This window comes from Neolewinella lacunae (assembly GCF_014349155.1).
In the GTDB taxonomy this organism is placed as follows: Bacteria; Bacteroidota; Bacteroidia; order Chitinophagales; family Saprospiraceae; genus Neolewinella; species Neolewinella lacunae.
Genome location: NZ_JACSIT010000152.1, coordinates 23,375 through 44,814, shown reverse-complemented (window position 1 = coordinate 44,814; position 21,440 = coordinate 23,375). Strand labels below are relative to the sequence as shown.

The following is a 21,440-nucleotide window of genomic DNA, read 5'->3' as shown; positions in this document are numbered from 1 at the left end:
AATGAAAAGCGTGTGGCCGGCCCATGAAACTTCCGGCGAAAGGTGATCCGTTGTAAATCCGTCAGTAAACCATTTTGTTAGTGTCCCCCGACGATTGCAAATCGGATTCCACTACCTTTGTGGCCTTGCTGACCAACGGACCATTTTCAAAGACAACGTTTTATTGGTTAAAATCGCTGCTTGCCGATCAATTATTTTTCGTTAGCCTGTCCGCTTAATTACAATACCATGATACAGCCCCGGGTACGATTTGCTCCCTCCCCTACTGGCGCCCTCCACATCGGGGGGTTGCGTACGGCACTCTACAACTATCTGCTGGCACGGCGGCACGGGGGTACTTTCCTGCTCCGCATCGAAGATACCGACCAAAAACGCTACGTAGAAGGTGCCGAAGCATACATCGTCCAGGCCCTGGAGTGGTGCGGCATCGTCCCCGACGAAAGTCCCCAAAAAGGCGGTAATTACGGTCCGTACCGCCAAAGTGAGCGGCGCGACATCTACCAGCGCCACGTTCAAATGTTACTCGATAACGGCAGCGCCTACTACGCCTTCGATACCGAGGAAGAGTTGGACGCCCGCCGCGACGCCGAAATGGCAGCTGGCAACCACAACTTCCGCTACGACGCCAGCACCCGCGGGCAGATGCGCAACAGCCTGACGCTGCCCGCCGCCGAAACCGAAGCCCTGCTGGCCGCTGGCACCCCCTACGTCGTTCGCTTCCGCATCGATGCCGGAGAAACCGTGACCTTTACGGATGTGGTGCGGGAAGAGGTCAGTTTTCAGTCGGCCGAACTCGGCGACCAGGTCATTCTCAAAGCCGATGGTCTGCCCACCTACCACCTGGCCAACGTCGTGGATGACCACCTGATGGAAATCACCCACGTCATCCGCGGGGAGGAGTGGCTTTCCAGCACGCCGTTGCACGTCTTGCTCTACCGCGCCTTCGGTTGGCAGCCGCCCGTCTTTGCCCACCTGCCCCTGTTGCTCAACCCCAACGGCAAAGGCAAACTCAGCAAACGCAAGGGTGCCGACCTCGGCTTCCCCGTCTTCCCGCTGGAGTGGCACGACCGGGAAAAGAACGAGGTCTTCGCCGGCTTCCGCGAAAGTGGTTTCCTGCCGGGCGCCCTGGTGAATTTCATTGCCTTCCTGGGCTGGAACCCCGGCACGGAGCAGGAGATTTTCTCGCTGGAGGAACTGGCCGCCGTCTTTTCCCTCGATCGGATCAACAAGAGTGGGGCCCGCTTCGACATCGAAAAAGGGCAGTGGTTTAACCAGCAGTACCTGATCGCTACGGCGGATGCGGAACTGGCCCCTTTGGTCGCCGATGTATTTGCCCAGCACGGCCACCCCATCCCCCTGGAAAAGGCCACGGCCATCGCGGGTTTGCTCAAGGAGCGGGTCCACGAACTGCCCGATTTTTTCCACCAGGGCCAGTATTTTGTCCTTGCACCCCGGCAATACGAAGAGGCCACGATCCGCAAGAAGTGGAACCCCGCCCAGGCCCCCACTTTCGAAGTTTTGGCGGTGGAGCTGGAGCAATTGCCCGACTGGACGGCCACTTCCATCAAAGCCGCCACGGTAGCCTTTATGGATCGGCACGGCCTCGGTTTCGGGGGCGTCTTGCCCATCCTCCGCATCGCCGCCAGTGGCAGCACCCAGGGGCCCGACGCCTTTGGCATGCTGGCCGTCATCGGCCAGGAAGAGAGCGTCCGGCGGTTGCGTGTGGGCATCAGTGCCTTCAATGGCATCCAGTAAATTCCGGGCTTTAGATGTTTGATGTCAGATGTTTGATGTCAGATGTTTGATGTCAGATATTTGATGTTTGATGATTGACGTTGGATGGATGGCCTAAGCAGCTTGGGACGCATCGTCCGGCTAAAATCCTTTTCTGGATAAAATCACCCTTTGCTTTCGCGGCGAAGGCCTGGGCCTGGCTTGACCTTGCTATTTTGTTCTTCCACCCTGCACCTGCGGCCGCGCCCAGTGAGGTAAGGAAAAAAAACGGGGTATAAGACAACTAATGCTTTGCCTCGCGCCTTTAGGAAGGGTTAACCCCAAGTGAATGAACGGAGTTTTTCGCGAGATCTGGACGAGCCTGAATGCCACGGAACGCGACGTCGCCATAGCCCTAAGTGCCGTGTACGAAGAGCGCTCCGTACTGGACCTCTCGCGCCTGCTCAATAAGATTGGCCTGCAGCCGCCGGTGGGGGAACCCCGCTTTACGCACGCGGCGACGGAGCAAATTGTCCATAAACTCCACGAGAGTAAGCTGGTGGACCGCCACGACGACCGCACCTGGCGCATTGCTGCGGCCCATAGTGAATCGATCATGCGGCTGGCCAGCCGGCGGCCCGACTTCAGCTACCTGCTGAACGAAATCCGGCGGGAACTGCCCTACAAGACCTACTGGCAGCCCTCCAGCCCCCGCGCCCTGATGCGGGAAATCCGCATCGAGTTTTACCTCCAGCACGAAAGCAATTTCGAGCGATTACAGCGCGAGGCCGAAACTTTTTATCCCGACCAGGTGCGGGCTGGTACCTTTATCCAACCTTTGTTTGGCGATTTTGATCCCCGCTGGGTGGAAACGTTGTTGCCCGCCTGGCAGGAGATCAGCGTCCGCAACGCCTTCCGCCGTGCCCTCCTCCGGCTCGAACCCCTTGGCCCGCTGGTGGAATTCCTGGAACAGTACGAAAACATCCGGGGGCCTAAGGCGGGTCCGCTGCGCGATTTGCTCATCGAAGCTTTCGTTTTGCAGGGTGCCTGGAGCCGCCTGCAACTCTGGGCCGACCTGGAAACCGACGAATGGCGGCAGGCGGCCAACCACTTGATTTATCACGTGCTGCGGGACGATGACGACGGGGCCCAGGCCCTGATCGAGACCGTCCGCAAGGGCTACGCCCTGAGCAACGACGGGAAATACCCGGCGCACCTGGCGGGCTACCTCTATCTGCTTTCCCTGCTCCGCTCCGGCGGCGTCAAAAGTGCGGAGGGCATCGGGCAGCACCTGGACAACGTGGAGCCCACGCAAAACCTGCGCCTGGGGGGCACCTTCCTGGTCTTACGCTCCCTCTTTGCCTACCTGCGCAACGACGAAACGGCCCAGTACATCGCCGATCAGGGACTGGCGCGGGTGGACAACAACGCCTTTACCATTACCTTCCAGGCCCTGTACCGGATGTGGACCGATAGCTCTACCGCCCCCGTCGACGAAGCCTACCTGGAGGAACTGGACCGCCTGCGCGACCGGGCACAAACCAACGGCTACCGCTGGGTGGAAATGGAACTGACCCGCGTGCTGGCCACCCGCCATCCGCTGGAGGCCGCCCGCACGGCTTTTGCCCAGCGCGCCGGCACCCTGAGCGAAGAGCTGCGGATCATCTCCCTGGCCGACGCCATGCCCCGCATCGAGCCCTGGGAACGGGCCCTGGAAGTGTTGGCCACCATGGGTGCGCCCGACCAGCGGGCCGAGAAAAAAGCCAAGAAAACCGCCCGTTTTGTGTGGTTTGTGGACTTTGAAAAAAAGGAACTCGAGCCCCGGGAGCAGACGCTCAGCAAAGGCGGGGCCTGGTCTAAAGGCCGCAAAGTTGCCCTCAAGCGGGTGAAACACGGTGAGGTAGAAGGGATGACGCCCCAGGACGTAAGTGTGGCACAGACCATCGACGAAGACTTCAGCAAATACCACCCCAACGGCCACTACGAGATCCGCTACGAAGACGCCCTGATGGCGCTGGTGGGGCACCCCCACCTCTACCTGCTGGAAAACGCATCGATCAGCGTCGACCTCGTGCGGCGCAACCCCCAATTGTTGATTGAGGAAGGCGAAACCCGCTTGTACCTGCGCTTCGCGCAGGAGTTTAAAGGTACGGGCGTGCAGGTCGTCAAAGAAACCCCAACGCGCTACCAACTCATTGAAGTCAACGAGGCGCACGATAACATCCACCGCCAGATTGGTAGCGGACTGGAAATCCCGAAGCGGGCCCGCCACCGCTTGCAGGAGGTGAGCCGGAACCTGAGTAAGATCGTTGAAGTGCAGAGCACGCTGAACGGCGTGATTGACGACGTGGACGAGGCAAAGGCCGACCAGCGGACCTACGTTCACCTCCTCCCCGTGGGCGATACCTTTAAGCTGGAGTTCTTCGTCAAGCCCCTCCCCGACGAGGACCAGTACTTCAAGCCCGGCCGGGGCCGGCACAAGGTCATCGGGGAAAAAGACGGACAGCGCCGCCTGGCCGAACGCAACCTGGCGCGGGAAATCGAACTGGCCGAGGGCCTTATTCTGGAATGCCCGACTTTGCAACAGATTATTCACCGCGACTACGAGTGGCAGGTGGACGAGGTGGAACACTGCCTCAGCATCCTGCTGGAATTGCAACCGCTCAAGGCCCTGAACCGCATTGTACTGGAGCACCCGCGCGGGGAGCGCATCCGCCTGGTGGGCAGTGTTGATTTTGGTGACCTCAGCCTGGGCGTCAAAGAAAAAGCGGGCTGGTTTGATGTGGAAGGTGAACTGGCGGTGGATGACCACCAGGTCATCAACTTCCGCGAGCTGATGGAAAAGATCGGCGACAACGACCAGAGCAAATTCATCCAGCTCAGCGAAGGGCAGTACGTTGCCCTGACGGAAAACCTCCGGCGCAAACTGCGCGAGATGGAAGGCCTGCTGAGCCCCGGGGAAAACGGCTTGCAGCTGCACCCGCTGGCGGCGGGTATTCTGGACGACGTGGCCGACCAACTGGCCAGCTTCGAAGCCGACGTGAGTTGGCGCGAGAGCCTGAACCGCATCCAAAGTGTGGGGCAAAACCTGGCGCGGGTGCCTTCTACCTTCCGGGCGGAGTTGCGGCCTTACCAGCTCGACGGATTCCGGTGGCTGATGCGGCTGGCCGACTGGGGCGTGGGCGCTTGCCTGGCCGACGATATGGGACTGGGCAAGACCATCCAGGCCCTGGCGATGCTCCAGGCGCGGGCGGAGACGGGGCCAGCCCTGGTGATTGCTCCGGCTTCCGTGACCCGCAACTGGGTGCGCGAGGCTGCCAAGTTTGCCCCGACCCTGAACCCCGTCTTGCTGGGCACGGGAGACCGCCAGGAAATCATCGAATCGGTAGGGCCTTGGGATATGCTGGTGGTCAGTTACGGCCTGTTGCCCTTCGAAGGGGAGGCGCTGGCGGCCAAGCACTTCGGCACCATCATTCTGGACGAAGCCCAAGCCATTAAAAACCGGGGCACGAAACGCAGCCAGGTAGCCATGAGCCTGCAGGCTGATTTGCGGGTAGCCACCACGGGTACGCCGATTGAGAACCACCTGGGGGAACTGTGGAACCTCTTTCAGTTCCTCAACCCCGGGCTGCTGGGCAGCTTCCAGCGCTTCAACGAAAAGTATACGGTACCGATCACGAAGAACAACGACAACGAACGGCGGCAGCAGCTGCGGCGGCTGATTCAGCCCTTCATCTTGCGGCGGCGAAAAGAGGAGGTGCTGGAAGAACTACCGCCCAAAACGGAGGTTACCCTCACCGTCGAGCTCTCTCCGGCCGAACGGGCCTTTTACGAAGCGCTGCGGCAACGGGCCTTGGAGCAAATCGACGAAAGCGACGGCCCAAACCGCCGCTTCCAGATCCTGGCTCAGCTGATGAAACTCCGCCAGGCCGCTTGCCACCCCCAGATGGTAGACGCCTCGGTGAACATCGGCTCCAGCAAGTTGGAATTGCTGGCAGAAACGATCGTAGAGCTGCGGGCCAGTGGCCACAAAGCGCTGATTTTCTCCCAGTTCGTGCGCCACCTGAAGCTCGTTGAAGAATGGGTCATTTCCCAGGGCATCCCCTACCAGTACCTGGACGGCAGCACGCCCGGCGCGAAGCGCGAAGAGGCGGTGCAGGCCTTCCAACGGGGTGAAGGGGACGTGTTCCTCATCAGCCTGAAGGCGGGAGGAACGGGCCTGACGCTGACGGCGGCCGACTACGTCATTCACCTCGATCCCTGGTGGAACCCGGCGGTGGAAGACCAGGCCAGCGACCGTGCCCACCGCATCGGGCAGCAGCGGCCGGTGACGGTGTACCGCTTCGTCAGCGAAAACACGATCGAGGAAAAGATCGTCCAGCTCCACAACGAAAAACGCGACCTGGCCGATAGCTTACTCGCGGGCACCGAACAGAGCGCGAGCCTGACGGCCGAAGACCTGCTGGACCTGATCAAATTTGGTTAAACGTGGGGTCGGAAATAAGACGATGTTGCACTTTCCTGAACCCGGGAGAATCCTTTTTCTAATACATCCCGGGGCGCTGCCGCAGGTGCAATGAACGGCATGAGGCAGTGGGGGAAGATTATCTCCCCCCAGGGCTACTGCTCCGTACCCCGGCTGGCGTAATCCGCCCCGCGGGATTTATCCTCCATGCGCATGTCCACGAACCGGGTGATGAGGTAAGACGCGATGAGGCTCACGGCAATGCCCTCCAGGAATACGACAAACCCTGCCATAATGGGCGTAAGGGCTTCACCAAAGCCGGTGGCCTCCTGGATACTGACCAAAAAGCCGGGATTAAAGAGCATAAAGATGGTAATAAACACCGCGAACAAGAGGGTTCCAATGCCTCCGGCGTACATCCCCTGGGCGACGCCACTGACGTAATTCTGGGCCGTTTCTGGCTGGGTAACGCGCAGGCGATTGATGGCAAAGTATAGGATTATAATGTGCGCTACGGAATTGAGTAAACGAAAATCATACCGTTCGCTAAAGCCTGCCAGGTGGCTTATGCCAAAGATGAGCAGGAGGCAGGCAAAAAAGAGGAGTCCGTAACGGATGGCAATGGTTTTCATGCTGGGTAATTTGATGATTTGGTTCGCGTCTGGATGGGCGGCGGTAAAAAAGAAATGGTAAGAGCGTGTCTGAAAACTTCCAGAGTGAAAATGGGCAGCCGGCAGTGTATGCTTCCGGTGCGCCCCTCTACCAATTAGAAGCCCTCCGCAAGCGCCGATGTTCGTTTTGGACGTGGCAACAGCTAGTGGATTCGTAGGAGGACGGCGAGCGATAAGTGTGCGCTTTTCGGGCACCTGGTGTCCATTTTCGGACAATTGCATATTTTTGTATATTTATAAAATACTGATTTTCATTGATTTAATTTTTTGGCACGGTTCTGGAAGGCAGACTGGCATGGACCGTACAATTGATACCCGCACCATCGCCAAACGCCGCAACGGCCGCATCCTGAAATGGGGCCTGCTGATCTTGTGCCTGCTGGCAGGCATTTATTTTGGTTTACGTCTGTTGCGTCCTTCTGCCGATGAAAACAAACTCCGCTTCGCCACCGTGGAACGCGGCGAAGTGCTGAACACGGTAAATGCGACGGCGCTGGTATTGCCCGCTTTTGAGGAGCAGATCAATGCTTCGGTGGGGACCAACATTGCCTCCGTGTTGCTGCGTACGGGCAGCGAAGTAAAGGCTGGCGACTTGATGATGACCCTGGACCGCAACTACGTGAGCCTGCAGCTGGACGGCCGGCGCGACCAGCTGGCACTCAAGGAAAACAACATCGGTTTGCTGAAGCTGGAGTACCAGCGCGACCTCAAAGACCTGGGCTACGACGCCGAGATCAAAACCCTGGAGTTGGCTGCCGCGGAGGCCCGCCTGGCCGATGCCCAGCGGCTTCTGAAAGTAGGTGGTGCCACCGAAGAAGAAGTGGAAGCGGCCGACCTGGCCGTCCGCATCACCAAGCTGGAATCGGAAAAACTCAACAATGCCCTGGCCTACAGCCGCAACAGTTTGGCCGGCCGCGAACGGCAGCTCCAACTCGAAGTGGGGATGGAAGAAAAAGAGGTGCAACAGCTGAGCCGGAAACTACGGGAAACGGAAGTGCGGGCACCCCGGCCGGGGGTCATCACCTGGGTCAACGAAAACATCGGGCAGCGGGTGGAGGAAGGTGCGCCGCTGGTGCGGATTGCCAATCTGGGCAGTTACAAAATTGAGGGCAGCTGCTCCGACCGCATGGCCGAGCAACTCAGCGTAGGCCTGCCCGTGGAACTGCGCCTGCCCAAAGCCAAACTCAGTGGCCACATTACGGCCATTTTGCCGGAGGTGACGGACAACACCCTCCGCTTCCGGGTGGAACTGGACGAGCCCAGCAACGAAAACCTGCGCCCTAACCTGCGGGCCGAGTTGTACGTGATTACCGACCGGCGGGAAGACGTCTTGCGGGTGCGCAACGGGCCAGCCTTCCGGGGCGGAATGCAGCAATCCATCTTCGTCCTGCGCGGCGAGGAGGCCGTGCGTACGGAGGTGAGTACGGGCTTGCGCAACGGCGACTTTGTAGAAATCACTGGCGGCCTCGAACCCGGCGACCGCATCATCATCTCCGCAACCGAAGACCTGGAGCGCGTAAGTGCTTTCAAGATCAACGAATAAAGCCACGGCGGCAAAAAGCAGCATTCAAGCATGGAAAAAATAGTGGAACGATTACACCAAAGTGGGAACCTTCGCGGACAGCGGGCGAGGGTGCTGGGCTGGGCCTTCCTTGCTCTTTTCACCTTGGCCAGCACCTGCGGCCGCGCCCAGGAAGAAACGCCAGCGGTCACCCGCATCAGCCTCACGGAGTTGCAACGCACGGCCAGCGAAATGGCGCTGGAAGTACTGATGGCGCGCCAGGAATTGCAGGCCGCCAACCTGGAACTGAGCGCCTTCGAAGCCAGCCTGCGGCCCCGCCTGGACCTGGTGGCCAACCTGCCCAACTACTACCGAACGAGTACGGAGGTCACCCAGGACGATGGCACGGTAGCCTTCCGGGAAATTGAGCTGAACAACAGCTTCGTAGGGCTTTTTGCCACCCAGCGCCTGGCGGGTACGGGGGGCGTGCTGCGCCTGGAAAGCCGCCTGCAACGGACGGACAACTTTGCCCAGAACAACAAGGGCTACAACGGCTCGCCCCTGCGCCTTTCCTTCCTCCAACCCCTGCTGGCCTTCAATCCCTGGAAGTGGGACCGGCGCCTCCTGCCCCTGCAACGCGAAGTGAGCGAGCGCGAACTTTCCGCAGCCAAAGCCGCCGCTGCGCTGGAGGCCACCTTCCTTTTCTTCGACCTGATTGACGCCGACCAGGAGCGCCGCATCGCCGAAACCAATAAACGGGCCAACGAGCAGCTTTTCACGGTAGCGGAAGAGCGTTACGCCCTGGGCAAAATCAACCGGGGCGACCTGGTGCAGCTGCGCCTGGAGCTGACCAGCGCCGAGCAGAATCTGCTGCGCGCCGAGCGCTTGGTGGCGGCGGCCTCCGCAGCCATCTACCAACTGCTGGGCCGTCCCTACGCCCAGGAACTGCTGCGTCCGGAACTGCCCGACGCCCAGGTGGAAAGCGACATCGAAGCCACCGCAGCCCTGGCCCTGATGAATGCCCGCCGTCCTGAACTGCTCGCCGTCCGCCAACGCTCACTGGAAGCAGAGCGGGAGGTCGATCGGGTCAGGCGCGACCTTGGGCCCCGTATCGACATCGAGGCCAGCTTCGGCTTCATCCGCAACGACCAGGAATTGGCGCCCATCTATACGGACCCCCGCGACGAGCGCATCGTGAGCGTCAACCTGACCATGCCCATTCTGGATTGGGGCCAGCGCAAAGCCCTGACCAAGCGCGCCGCCACGGCCGAAACGCTGACGCGGGAAATTGCCCGGCGTACGGAGCAGGACCTCAACTCGGAGCTTCTTCAACTCCTCGAACAGTGGCGAACGGTGCAGGAAGAATTGAGCCTGGCCACCGCCATCCGCGACCTCGCGCAGGAGCGCTTTGAAATCAGCCAGGAAAGCTACACCCTGGGCGCCATCCCGCTGGCCGAACTGACGCTGGCCCAGCAGTTTCGCGACCAGAACACCCGCGCCTACGCCGCCACGCTGCGGGCTTACTGGCAGACCTACGCCCGGCTCGCCCGGCTGACGCTGTGGGACTTTATTAACAACGCCCCACTGGGCGAATAAACAGCCCCTCGGCACAACCACGGAACACATCCAAAATCAATTGTCATGATCGAATTAAAGAACGTTAGTAAGTCCTACCGGACCGACACCATCGAAACCCTGGCCCTGCAAAACCTGAACCTGAGCGTCCCGGCCGGAGAATTTCTCAGCATCATGGGGCCTTCGGGCTGCGGCAAATCGACGCTGCTCAACATCATGGGCCTGATTGACGAGCCGAGCACGGGCAGCGTCATTTTGGCCGACCAGGAGATCACGAATTACAACGGTACGCAGATCGCCAAATTCCGCAACGAACAGCTGGGCTTCATCTTCCAGAGTTTTCACCTGATCAATGACCTTTCGGTGGTGGACAACGTAGAACTGCCGCTGCTGTACCGCAACATCAGCGGCAAGGAACGCCGACGCATGGCCCTGGAGGCCCTCGCGCACGTCACCCTCAGCAACCGGGCCGGACACTTCCCCAACCAACTATCGGGCGGCCAAAAACAGCGGGTAGCCATTGCCCGGGCAATCGTGGGGCAGCCCAACATCATCCTGGCCGACGAACCCACCGGCAATCTCGACAGCCGGATGGGCGACGAGATCATGGACATCCTACTGCGCCTCAACGCCGAACTCGGCACCACCATCGTGATGGTTACGCACGACGACCGCATGGCCCGCAAAACCCACCGCCTTATCCGGCTTAGCGACGGGGAAAGGGTGAGTTAGTTCAGTAGTTCAGTAGTTCATAGAGGAGTTCTGCTTCCGGGACATAGACTATTAGACTACTCTACTAGACTATGAACTACAGATTACTGAACTACTGCACTACTAGACTATGAACTATTAGACTACTGAACTACCAGACTACTGAACTATGATCAAGAACTATCTCCTCCTGGCCCTCAAGGTCCTCAAGCGCAAGCCGCTGTATACTTTCATCAGTCTTTTTGGTATCAGTTTCACTTTGATGATCCTGATGCTGCTCACTTCCCTGTTTGACGCTACCCTGGGTGCCAACCAGCCACTAACCAATCGCGACCGCCTCGTGCTTGTCCCCAGCCTGGAACGTACGCGGACGGAAACGGATACGATCACGAAAGTGGATACCGTATTTATGGATAACGGGCAGGTGCGCTACGATACGACCGAGACCTACGAAGATGATGTGGTTTCCACCTCCAACGGGCCGATGAGTTACCAGTTCGTGACGAAGAACCTCACCAATTTCAAGGCGGCGGAGAACTATGCTTTTTACAACGACAATGCCTTCATTGACGGCTACCTGAACGGGCAAAAATTTTCGTTTGCGGCCTACTACGTCAACGCCAATTACTGGGAGATTTTCGATTTCGACTTCCTCTACGGCGGTCCGCTCAACGCCGATGACGATGCGCAAGCGAGCAAAGTTGTGGTACTGACCGACAAGGCGGCCAAAGCCTACTTCGGGGAAGCCAGCGCCAGTGTGATTGGGCGGGAGATGGACCTGGGCACGGCGGTATACCGCGTGCGGGGCATCGTAGCCCGCCCCCTGACGGATAGCCCTTTGTTTGGTGGGGACATCTACATGCCCATCACCAACGTTGACCCCCGCGAACTCAATAGTGACGAACTTTCCGGCGGCTTCAGTGCCGTATTGCTCGCTTCCAGCCCTGGCCAGCGGGAAGCGCTTCAGGAAGAAATCAACTTTTTGGCGGAGAACTATGACATGTCTGGCGAAGAATATTTCGATGCGCTGGAGCTGTTCAACGCGCCCTTCATTACGGGTTACGCCCAGGGCTTGTTGGGGGAAAGGGACGCCAAAAAAGCCGTGCGGATGCTCTTTATCCCCATCGGCATTCTTATCCTGCTCTTCGTTGCGTTGCCGCTGCTTAACCTGGTCAACCTGAACATCAGCCGGGTCTACGAGCGCAAGAGTGAGATTGGGGTGCGCAAAGCCTTCGGAGCCAACTCGCGCGATATCCTCTACCAGTTCATTTTCGAGAACCTGATCCTCACCTTCATCGGGGGAGCCATCGGTATGGCTTTTGCCGTAGGCATGATTGCTTACATCAATGCCAACGACTTGCTGGGCATCACCCGCCTTTCCTATTCCTACCAGGTTTTCCTCTACTTCCTGCTGGTCATCATCATTTTCGGCTTCCTCTCGGGCATCCTGCCGGCCTACCGGATGAGCAAGACCAACGTGGCGGAGTCGCTACGCTAACCCAGTACTCCCTCGCCTCCCCTTTTCCTCCCAACAAAAAATATCTCCCACCATGTTTCGTCACCTGCTGAAATTAATGTGGAACAAGCGCCGGGCCAACAGCATGATTTTCCTGGAAATCCTGCTGGCCTTCATCGTGCTTTTCGGCGTTTATGCCTTCATCTTTTACAACCTCAACCGCTACAGCTCCCCGCTGGGTTTCAACTACGCCAACAGTATGGGGGTGCGGATGGACTTGAACGACGATTTGGACTCCTTGGGGGTTCTGGCCGCCCAAGAGCGCATTCGCCAGGATCTCCTGGCCATGCCCAACATCGAAGCAGTTACCTGGGTAGGCCCCGTCAATCCTTTCGGGGGCAGCACCTGGCAGACGGGATCGATGGTCCGGGGGCAGCACATTCTCACACAGATGATGTTCGTCGATGAACACTTTGCCAACACCGCCGAGGTGGACATGCTGGAAGGACGCTGGTTCGACGAAAGTGACCTCAAAGGCAAATACCTCCCTATGGTAGTCAATCGCGAGTTCAAAGAACGCTACTACCCCAATGTCACTACGCTGGTCGATAGCATCATTGATCTCGACGGCGAACACAAAATCGTCGGCGTAACGAGCGATTTCAAATACAAGAGCAATTTTGCCGAAAACTTCCCCCTTTCCTTTTTTGCCCAGCCTGAACGTTTGGCCCAGGACGATCCCTTCGAGATGCTCATCGTCCGTTTCACGCCCGGCACCCTGGCCGAGATCGAAGAACCCGTCTACAACCTGCTTGTGGGGCATACCAAAAATACCGACGTAGTGATTTGGGACATGGCCAAAGACCGCATCAAGTCCAACCGCAACATTGTCCTGCCGATGATCATCCTCATCGTCATTTCCGGCTTTCTGCTCATCAACATCGCCCTGGGCCTGTTCGGGGTACTCTTTACCCAGATCAACCGCCGCCGGGCGGAAATTGGCCTGCGCAAAGCAATGGGCGCTACGAATGGGCAGGTGACGGGGCAGTTTGTGGGCGAAATGCTCATCGTCACCGGCATGGCGCTGGTGTTGGGTGCCTTCTTTGCCGTGCAGGTGCCGTTTTTGGAGTTGCTGCCCATCGACGGGAAGTACTTTTACTACGGCATTGTTGGGGCCATCCTCACCATTCTCTTCATCGTGGTCCTTTGTTCCCTGCTTCCCAGCCGGCAGGCGGCGGCTTTGCAGCCCGCCGAGGTTTTGCACGAGGAATAAGGCACTTTCCGCGTAATTTACCCTTCGTCCTTTTACTCCACTGTTCTAACTTCCCGCTTCATGAACCATACCATCCTCATCGTTGATGACGACCGCATGGTGGCCGCCAGCCTGGAGTTGCTGTTGCGGCGGGCGGGCTACCGGGCCGAGAGCGTGTTCCGCATGGCGGATGCCCTGCCGGCCATCGCCGAGCACCGGCCCGCTTTGGTTTTGCTGGACATGAACTTCACCATCGATACCAGCGGCAAAGACGGCATGGGCTTGCTCAAGCGGATCCTGGCGGCCTATCCCCGCCTGCCGGTTATCCAGATGACGGGTTGGGCAACGGTCCAACTGGCCGTAGAAGGCATGAAGGCGGGGGCCCGTGATTTCATTGCCAAGCCTTGGGACAACCGCGAGTTGCTCAACGCCGTAGCCATTCAGGTGGATAAGTTGCCGCCCGGTTTTGGTCACGGGGGCGCGGCCGCAGGTGCCGGGGAAGGGAACGAGGGAGCGATGGAGGTCGATACCTTCTCCGGCATCATCGGCAAGGCTCCGGCCTTGCTGGCCGTCCTGGACCAGGCCCGCCGGGTAGCCGCCACCCAGGCCTCCGTGGTCATCACCGGCGAGAGCGGAACGGGCAAAGAACTGGTGGCCGAAGCCATCCACGCCGCCTCCCGCCGGGCAGCCAGGCCCTTCGTGGCCGTCAACCTCGGCGGTGTACCGGCCGGCCTCTTCGAAAGTGAGTTGTTCGGCCACAAAGCAGGAGCTTTTACCGATGCCCGCGCCGACCGCAAAGGCCGCTTCGAACTCGCCGAAGGGGGCACCCTCTTTCTCGATGAAATCGGCGACCTCGACCCCGCCGCCCAGGTTAAATTGCTGCGGGTGTTACAAGAGCGGCAGTACGAACGCCTCGGCGACAGTAAGCCCCGCACTACCGACGTGCGCATCATCAGCGCTACCAGCCGCGACCTCCACGCTATGGTTGCCGCTGGCACCTTCCGCGAAGACCTCCTCTACCGCATCAACCTCATCCACCTGCACCTGCCGCCGCTGCGGGAACGGCCGGAAGACATCCCCCTGCTGGCCGAGCACTTCCTGGCCAGCGCCCGCAAGCGCTACGACCGGCCCACCCTGCAACTCGGGTCCGCCGCCATCCAATGGCTCCGCCATCAGCCCTTTGCGGGCAACATCCGCCAGCTGCAAAACCTGATGGAGCGTACCGCCATCCTCGCGCCCGCCAACGTCATCCAGGTCGAAGACCTCGATCGCCAATCCCGCGACACCGGGCGGATGGCCCAACCGGCCCTCGGCGGCATCACCCTCGAGGAGATGGAAATCCGCATGATTCGGGCGGCGCTGGCCCGCAACGGCGCCGAGATCACCGCCACCGCCCGCGAGCTCGGCCTCACCCGCGCCGCACTCTACCGCCGCCTGGAAAAATACGGCATTACACCCTGAACCAAGCCCCTCCGACCGGAAGGCCGAGCAGGCCCAAATAGCGGGGATTGCCCTTAGGCATCTTTTAACAACAGCACTTCGCACTTTCTACCCGCCCAGCTACGTTAGGGAGGCTGTACCTTTGCGGTCTTTTCGGAGGATTCCCCTCCGGATGCTTGCTTCATGTCTCCATCCCTCGGAGACCCCAAGAACTGAATCTGACCCGTATGCTTCACGGTTATCCGCTCCCTTTTTCCACGCGCTGCGCTTTGATTTGTTGTTTGCTGATGCCCCTGGGCTTGTTTGCACAGCGACCGGTAAGTGTCCAGTTACCCGAATTGCCCAAAGGCTGGGCCGGCTCGCCATTCAAAATGGAATGCAATGACGCCGGAAACATCAACAACTTTGGTAATTTCCAGCTTCAGAGCAACACCTTCGGAGATAACCTCCCCGTTTCGGCAACCCTGCCCTACGGCAGTCGGCCGGATACCATCTTCCTGTGTGCCGGCGACCAGTTCAGCGTCACGCTTTTCAACAACACCATTGATCTGGGCGGAGACCCCAACCCGGCTACCACCCCTGGCGTGGGCTACGCGTTCTACAACTGCCGGCCTACGGTGATGGGGCCAACGCTGGGCGACATTGCCGCCGACCCCTGCGTAGCCGATAACGGACTGCCTCCTTTCGACCAACTTTCCGTCGGCGTCCCCGCCAACTACCAAAGCGGTAACTACACGTACATCGTAGACAACGGTGGAACGGGCAGCAACACCATTCCGGCCCTCTTCCCGGTCGGCGGGCAACCCACTCCCGTGGTGCTCACCCTCGCGCCCATCACCTTTGACGATGCAGACCTAAGCACCGGCGAAGCCATCTACGAAGGCACGCCCAACGGCTCCTGCGTTAATGTTTCTACGGACCAATCCTTTCAGGTTGCCTACCTGAACCCCATCACCGTTGCGAACCTGAACAGCAACCCGGCCGACTGCGAAGGCTTTTTTGACGTCCGTGGCGGCACTCCCGAGCTGCGCGGTGGCCCGGGCTACAGCATCACCATCCGCAACGTCGCTACGGGAGCGCGGGCGGCCATCACTACGCCTGCGGCCGACATTGTCCACGACGCCGTAGTCCGCTACCAGGTGCCCAGTGCGGGCACTTACAGCATCGAAATCGAAGACGTCCACGGCTGCCCCCTGCAGTCTACCACCGTTACCCACCCCGCTGGCTGCCCCCAGCCCATCATTTTTACTTTCCCCTTCGCAACCGGCTTACCCGGGGAAAGCATCTGCGTCCCCGTCACGGCGGAGAACTTCTTCGATGTGCTCGGTTTTCAGTTTGAACTAGGCTTTGACCCCGCCATCCTGCGTTTTGATGAATTGCGGGACATTAACCCCCTGCTGACGTCGCCCGTCCAATTTAACGGTCCGCCGAGCAGCGGAGGCAACCGCCCCGAAGGCCTGGTGCGCATCATCTACGATGGGGTATTTTCGGGTGCCTCAACCATCCCGGCCGATCAACCACTCTTCAACCTTTGTTTCACGATCATCGGGCCTTTGGACGGGCAAAGTCCACTCGACTTTGCCACTGGCCCCGGAACCATCGCCTCGGAATATACGCGGCCCAATGGTGACATCGGCGAGCCCGGCCGGAACCCCGGTGCGATTTCCGTCACTTCCAAGCCCTTCCTCGTTACGCTGAGCCGCACCAACGAGACGTGCGTAGGCAACAACGACGGGCGCATCACTGCCAACGCTTCCGGGGCCCGGGATCCCTTTGTGTTTTCCATCCGCCGCATCCTGCCCATGCCCGAAGCGAACTTCCGCGACCCCCAAACCCGCATGGGCCAACCTGCCACGGCCCTCTTTAATGGACTGATCGACGCAGAGTACGCCATCGAGGTAGTATCCGCCGACGGGCAGGTTACGATCGACACGATTGAGGTGGAAGCCGGCCTGGACCTCGCCGTAAACGTTGAAGTGGAACTTTCGCCCTCGTGTAACGGCACCAGAGACGGTTCGGTACGGGCCGTAGTACTGGCCAACGGCGTTGAAGTAATTGATCCGCTTTCCCAGGGCTACACCTTCATCTGGGCCAACAGCAACGAAACGGGTGACGTGCGCATGAACCTCCCTGCCGGCCAGTACGCGGTAACCGTCACCGGCCCCAACGGCAACTGCCGCAGTGAAGACACGGGCAACCTGGCCCAACCCTCGGACGTGCGCGTACGCCCTGATAACCCCGCAGACGCCGTCAGCAGTGCCACCTGTACGGGAGTTCCCGATGGATCGATCAGCATCACTGCCGACGGCGGCACCGGCCCCTACACCTTCCAATGGCCGGGGGCACTGGGCTCCGACAACGGCGTGACGAGTTCCATTCGCAACAACCTCCTGCCCGGGGCCTACGAAGTTTTTGTGACCGACTCGCGCGGTTGTGCCGATACGGCCAACTTTGTGGTTAATGCCCTCAAAACGCTGTTCATCGTATCCAGCCAGGACAGTGTTTCTTGCTTCGGGGCAGCCGACGGGGTCATTCGCGTTAACGGCACGGCTACGGGGGCGCCTCCGGTGGGCAATTATTTTGTCCGCCTGATCAGTCTCAACCCCTTCAATACGGGTGCGGAGCAGGAAATTACCAACAACAGCGTGCCTTTTGCCTTCACGGGGCTTGACGTGGGCCGCTACGTCGTGGTACTGCGGGATAGCGATCCGGCGGGCTGTGAAACGACGGACACTTTCGAGGTTTTCCAGCCGCCAATGCTTGAAATTGCCGATCCGCTTACCCTCCGCAACGAAACGTGTACGGTGGGCATGGACGGCTCGGCGCAGGCAACGGTCACGGGCGGCACGGCCCCTTACCAGTACCGTTGGGTAAACGACAGCCTCGACATGCCGCTGGATACCCTTACCCCCGGCAACCTGCTGATGGGCCTGAGTGCCGATACCAACTACGTGCTCATCGTGACGGACCTCAACGGCTGTACGGACACTGCTCGTTTCCGGATCCTTGCACCTGCGGGCGCGCAAATCAACCCCATTGACACTTCCTTCATCTCCTGCCCCGGAGATGTGGATGGCCAACTGACCGTGGTAGCCGTTCCGCCCCAGGGCGAAACCATCACCTCCATCACCTGGTACCGCCTCAATCCCGACAATACGCTCGGCAGCCCCGTGGCAACGGGACCAACGACCCAGAACAACCTGCCCGTGGGCAACTACGCCGTAGAGGTGGTGACTTCAAACGCCTGCTCTTCTTTCCAGGTCGGCACCGTCGTCAGCCCCGGCGAAGTGTTCCTCCGCGATTTTGTCGCTACCGACCCGCAGTGCCCGGGGGATGCCAACGGCAGCATTTTCCTCAATCCCGGGGGCGGCACCCCCAACGCCAATGGAACCTACAACTACGTCTGGTCTACCAACCCCCTGGCCGCCCCGGTACAGAATCCTACGCTGCTAAGCCTTACGGCCGGCACCTACTCCGTGACCATTACCGATGGCAACGGTTGTTTGCCTCCCTTCGATACCACTTTTGTTTTGGTTGATCCGGTGATGATTTCCGGCCAGTTCCAACTGACCCCGGTGAGCTGCCCTGACGACCAGACGATGGACGGCGAGGCGACGTTCCTGGCCGAATACGCCGACGGTACGCCGGGCACCTTCGACTTCCTCTGGACCAGCGGTACGGCCGACTTCAGTACCACCCAGAGCACCGAATCCGGCCTGCGCCGCGGGCCCGTGACCGTCCGCGTGACCGATGGTGTCTGTACAGCGTCCTTCACCGATACGATCCGCGCGCCCGAAGACTTTGCCACTGACCTCGTCACCACCCAGGTGAGCTGCAATGGCTTGTCCGACGGTACGGCTACGCTCAACGTCACCGGCGGCACCGGAGCTTATGCCTTCAGTTGGTCAGGTTCCCCGGAAGTGGGCAATACCATTACGGGCTTGCCCGCCGGGACGATGTATACGGTGGCGGTGACGGACGAGAACGGCTGTTCTCCCGCCCCCATCAACTTCACCATCCGCCAGCCAGACCCGCTGACGCTTTCCATCGACCCGGTGGCGACCACGCCAACGGTCCGCTGTGCGGGCGATATGAACGGCCGCATCAGCGTTTTCGTCAGCAGCGTCAATAACAACAACCTTGCGGCGATGCCCTACACCTGGTCGGGCAACGTAGCCGGAGGCAACGACGACACGGCGAATGGTTTAGCTCCGGGCGCTTACCGCGTGACGGTAACCGACGTAGAAGGTTGCCAGGACAGCGTCAGCTACACCATCGGCGAGCCGGAGGGCATCACCTTCAACGTCTTGCCCATCGAGGAGCCGCTCTGTTTCGGGGAAACGACGCCGGTTTTGATCGACACCGCTTTTGGGGGCACTTCAACCAGCATTGCCGACTTTACCTTCTCGGTCAATAACGACGGATTCCGTATTCCCGTGGGCCAGGTGGGCAGTGCGTTTGCGGGGGAAATCCTCGTCACTGTTTTCGATAGCGTGGGTTGTACGGCCGAGCAGACCTTCAGTGTCAACCAGCCACCGCAAATCCTGATCGATCTGCCCAGTGAGATCACCGTGGAGCTGGGGGATAGCCTGACGCAACTCAACCCGCTGATCAGCCCCGCTGGTGATGTGTACAGCTATCTGTGGACGCCGGCCGACTTCCTCAGCTCCGATACCGTCCGCAACCCCATGCTTTTCCCCTTCGAAAGCCGCGACTATACCTTCCGGGTAACGAACGCCAATGGTTGCCAGGCCTTCGCCAACATTTTCGTTGACGTGGACGCCAACCGCAACGTTTACATTCCCAACGTATTCAGCCCCAACCGCGACGGCCGCAACGAAGACTTCCGCATCTTCGCTTGCCAGGGCGTGCGTACCGTGCGTTCGGTGCAGGTCTTTGACCGCTGGGGCGGCGTCGTTTTTCAGGCCGATAACCTCGAACCGAACTGCCTGGACGGCATCAAACTCTGGGAAGGCGAAGGCCAGAATGGCAAAACAGTGAATCCTGGCGTCTTCGTCTACGTCATTGAAGTAGAGTTCCTCGACGATGCCCGTCTGCTCTACCGGGGAGACGTCACGGTACTGCGCTAGCGCAGGAAAAGGCCCACCCGGGCTCCAAAAGCCACGAATCCAGCCCGGGTTCGTGGCTTTTTTGTTGTGCAGACCCGCGGTGCCTCCGACGGGTAGGGCGCGGCCGCAGGTGCGCGGCAAAGGACAAAAAGCAAGGATTGGCACCAAAGCGCGCTTGTTCTCCCGCCCGCAGGAGAGCAAAATTCAATTTTCAAACATTTTTTATACGCAAAAAAGTGTAAAAAATGCACTTATAGTCATAATGTGAAAATTATTGAGGAATATTATCAATAACTTGTTGCGGGAGAATGAATTAGTGTTTATATTTGCACTATCACAAAACAAAAGCAATCCTTTAACAGCAGTAACCATGGCAGAGAATAAAGATACCGCCGCAAAGCTTAAGGCGCTCCAGATGACGATCGACCGTCTGGACAAGGCCTATGGAAAAGGTACGATCATGCGTTTGGGCGAGAGCCAGGCGGCGAACGTGGAAGCCATCCCCACGGGCTCTTTGGGCCTGGATGTGGCGGTGGGCATCGGTGGTTTCCCTAAGGGGCGGATCATTGAGATTTACGGCCCGGAGTCTTCGGGTAAAACGACCCTGGCCATTCACGCCATTGCCGAATGCCAGAAGCGGGGGGGCATTGCTGCCATCGTGGATGCGGAGCATGCTTTCGACCGTTTTTACGCCCAGAACCTGGGGGTGGATACTGACAACCTGCTCATTTCCCAGCCCGACAATGGCGAGCAGGCTCTGGAGATTGCCGAAAACCTCATCCGTTCGGGTGCAGTAGATATTTTGGTGGTTGACTCCGTTGCTGCCCTCGTTCCCCGGGCGGAAATCGAAGGCGAGATGGGCGACAGTAAGATGGGCCTGCAGGCGCGCCTGATGTCGCAGGCGATGCGGAAGTTGACGGGCACCATTGGCAAGACGGGTTGTTGCTGCATCTTCATCAACCAGTTACGGGAGAAGATCGGCGTCATGTTCGGCAATCCGGAGACGACCACAGGGGGTAATGCCCTCAAGTTCTACGCCTCCATGCGGATTGACATCCGGCGTTCCGGCGCGGCCATCAAAGACAAAGAAGGCAACGTGGTGGGCAACCACGTCAAAGTAAAAGTGGCCAAGAACAAACTGGCCCCTCCTTTCCGGACGGCGGAGTTCGACATCATGTACGGCGAGGGCATTTCTAAGACGGGTGAGATTGTTGACATTGGCGTAGACGAAGACATCCTGCAAAAGTCAGGGGCCTGGTACGCCTACAACGACGCCAAAATTGCCCAGGGCCGCGAGGCTGCTAAGCAGTTCATGATGGATAACCCCGAGGTGGCCGACGAGATCGAGGCCAAGATTAAAGCCCGCCTGATGGGCCTGGACGAAGAGGGTACGCCCCGCGCTGCCCGCAATGGCAAAGGCAAACACGCCGATGTGGAAGTGGAAGCGGAAGACTTTTAGGTCCGTCCATTTCGTCCTGCGCAATAATCCCAGCGCGTACTGCCCGTCTTTCTCCGCTGTGGGGAAGACGGGCATTTTTTTGGGGGTGGGTCTGGGGGCAATCCCGTAACTTTGCGGCGCATTAGCGC

Annotated in this window: 11 protein-coding genes; 10 read left to right on the top strand and 1 reads right to left on the bottom strand. The window is 59.4% G+C overall.

Annotated elements, in window-relative coordinates:
* Nucleotides 1-228 precede the first annotated feature (228 nt).
* Together gltX and H9S92_RS18995 are read left to right on the top strand one after the other, a co-directional pair.
* Nucleotides 229-1,755 (top strand): glutamate--tRNA ligase, encoded by a 1,527-nt coding sequence (gene gltX, locus H9S92_RS19000; RefSeq protein ID WP_187468281.1) that lies wholly within the window; start codon nt 229-231, stop codon nt 1,753-1,755.
* A gap of 307 nt (nt 1,756-2,062) precedes the next feature.
* The gene (locus tag H9S92_RS18995; RefSeq protein ID WP_187468280.1) at nt 2,063-6,199 is read left to right on the top strand and encodes a DEAD/DEAH box helicase; all 4,137 of its coding nucleotides are present in this window, start codon (nt 2,063-2,065) and stop codon (nt 6,197-6,199) included.
* A 134-nt stretch (nt 6,200-6,333) separates the two neighbouring features.
* Here H9S92_RS18995 and H9S92_RS18990 read toward each other — a convergent pair whose 3' ends face one another.
* Nucleotides 6,334-6,810 carry a hypothetical protein gene (locus H9S92_RS18990; protein ID WP_187468279.1) on the bottom strand — a complete coding sequence of 159 codons (477 nt, stop codon included), beginning with the start codon at nt 6,808-6,810 and terminating at the stop codon, nt 6,334-6,336.
* Between the two features lie 334 nt (nt 6,811-7,144).
* Here H9S92_RS18990 and H9S92_RS18985 point away from each other — a divergent pair, with 334 nt between their 5' ends.
* The 8 genes from H9S92_RS18985 to recA all read left to right on the top strand — a co-directional run bounded on the left by H9S92_RS18985 (nt 7,145) and on the right by recA (nt 21,312).
* Nucleotides 7,145-8,392, top strand: a complete 1,248-nt coding sequence (locus tag H9S92_RS18985; RefSeq protein WP_187468278.1) for an efflux RND transporter periplasmic adaptor subunit — start codon at nt 7,145-7,147, stop codon at nt 8,390-8,392.
* Between the two features lie 30 nt (nt 8,393-8,422).
* Nucleotides 8,423-9,946, top strand: a complete 1,524-nt coding sequence (locus H9S92_RS18980) for a TolC family protein (protein ID WP_187468277.1) — start codon at nt 8,423-8,425, stop codon at nt 9,944-9,946.
* A 45-nt stretch (nt 9,947-9,991) separates the two neighbouring features.
* On the top strand, nt 9,992-10,657 hold the full coding sequence (locus tag H9S92_RS18975; protein WP_187468276.1) for an ABC transporter ATP-binding protein: 666 nt from the start codon (nt 9,992-9,994) through the stop codon (nt 10,655-10,657).
* A 148-nt stretch (nt 10,658-10,805) separates the two neighbouring features.
* On the top strand, nt 10,806-12,134 hold the full coding sequence (locus H9S92_RS18970) for an ABC transporter permease (protein WP_187468275.1): 1,329 nt from the start codon (nt 10,806-10,808) through the stop codon (nt 12,132-12,134).
* A gap of 52 nt (nt 12,135-12,186) precedes the next feature.
* Nucleotides 12,187-13,365 carry an ABC transporter permease gene (locus H9S92_RS18965; RefSeq protein ID WP_187468274.1) on the top strand — a complete coding sequence of 393 codons (1,179 nt, stop codon included), beginning with the start codon at nt 12,187-12,189 and terminating at the stop codon, nt 13,363-13,365.
* Between the two features lie 60 nt (nt 13,366-13,425).
* Nucleotides 13,426-14,805, top strand: coding sequence for a sigma-54-dependent transcriptional regulator (locus H9S92_RS18960; protein WP_187468273.1), 1,380 nt, complete (start codon nt 13,426-13,428; stop codon nt 14,803-14,805).
* A 350-nt stretch (nt 14,806-15,155) separates the two neighbouring features.
* Complete coding sequence (locus H9S92_RS18955; protein ID WP_187468272.1) at nt 15,156-19,874, top strand: T9SS type B sorting domain-containing protein; 4,719 nt, start codon at nt 15,156-15,158, stop codon at nt 19,872-19,874.
* Nucleotides 19,875-20,223: 349 nt separating this feature from the next.
* Nucleotides 20,224-21,312 carry a recombinase RecA gene (recA, locus tag H9S92_RS18950; protein WP_187468271.1) on the top strand — a complete coding sequence of 363 codons (1,089 nt, stop codon included), beginning with the start codon at nt 20,224-20,226 and terminating at the stop codon, nt 21,310-21,312.
* The last annotated feature ends 128 nt before the right edge of the window (nt 21,313-21,440 follow it).

Excerpts from the sequence above, each read along its gene's own strand:
- H9S92_RS18965 (WP_187468274.1), top strand. The coding sequence starts at position 12,187 with ATGTTTCGTCACCTGCTGAAATTAATGTGGAACAAGCGCCGGGCCAAC.
- H9S92_RS18985 (WP_187468278.1), top strand. The coding sequence starts at position 7,145 with ATGGACCGTACAATTGATACCCGCACCATCGCCAAACGCCGCAACGGC.
- H9S92_RS18955 (WP_187468272.1), top strand. The coding sequence starts at position 15,156 with ATGGAATGCAATGACGCCGGAAACATCAACAACTTTGGTAATTTCCAG.
- H9S92_RS18990 (WP_187468279.1), bottom strand. The coding sequence starts at position 6,810 with ATGAAAACCATTGCCATCCGTTACGGACTCCTCTTTTTTGCCTGCCTC.
- recA (WP_187468271.1), top strand. The coding sequence starts at position 20,224 with ATGGCAGAGAATAAAGATACCGCCGCAAAGCTTAAGGCGCTCCAGATG.
- H9S92_RS18975 (WP_187468276.1), top strand. The coding sequence starts at position 9,992 with ATGATCGAATTAAAGAACGTTAGTAAGTCCTACCGGACCGACACCATC.
- gltX (WP_187468281.1), top strand. The coding sequence starts at position 229 with ATGATACAGCCCCGGGTACGATTTGCTCCCTCCCCTACTGGCGCCCTC.
- H9S92_RS18960 (WP_187468273.1), top strand. The coding sequence starts at position 13,426 with ATGAACCATACCATCCTCATCGTTGATGACGACCGCATGGTGGCCGCC.
- H9S92_RS18980 (WP_187468277.1), top strand. The coding sequence starts at position 8,423 with ATGGAAAAAATAGTGGAACGATTACACCAAAGTGGGAACCTTCGCGGA.
- H9S92_RS18970 (WP_187468275.1), top strand. The coding sequence starts at position 10,806 with ATGATCAAGAACTATCTCCTCCTGGCCCTCAAGGTCCTCAAGCGCAAG.
- H9S92_RS18995 (WP_187468280.1), top strand. The coding sequence starts at position 2,063 with ATGAACGGAGTTTTTCGCGAGATCTGGACGAGCCTGAATGCCACGGAA.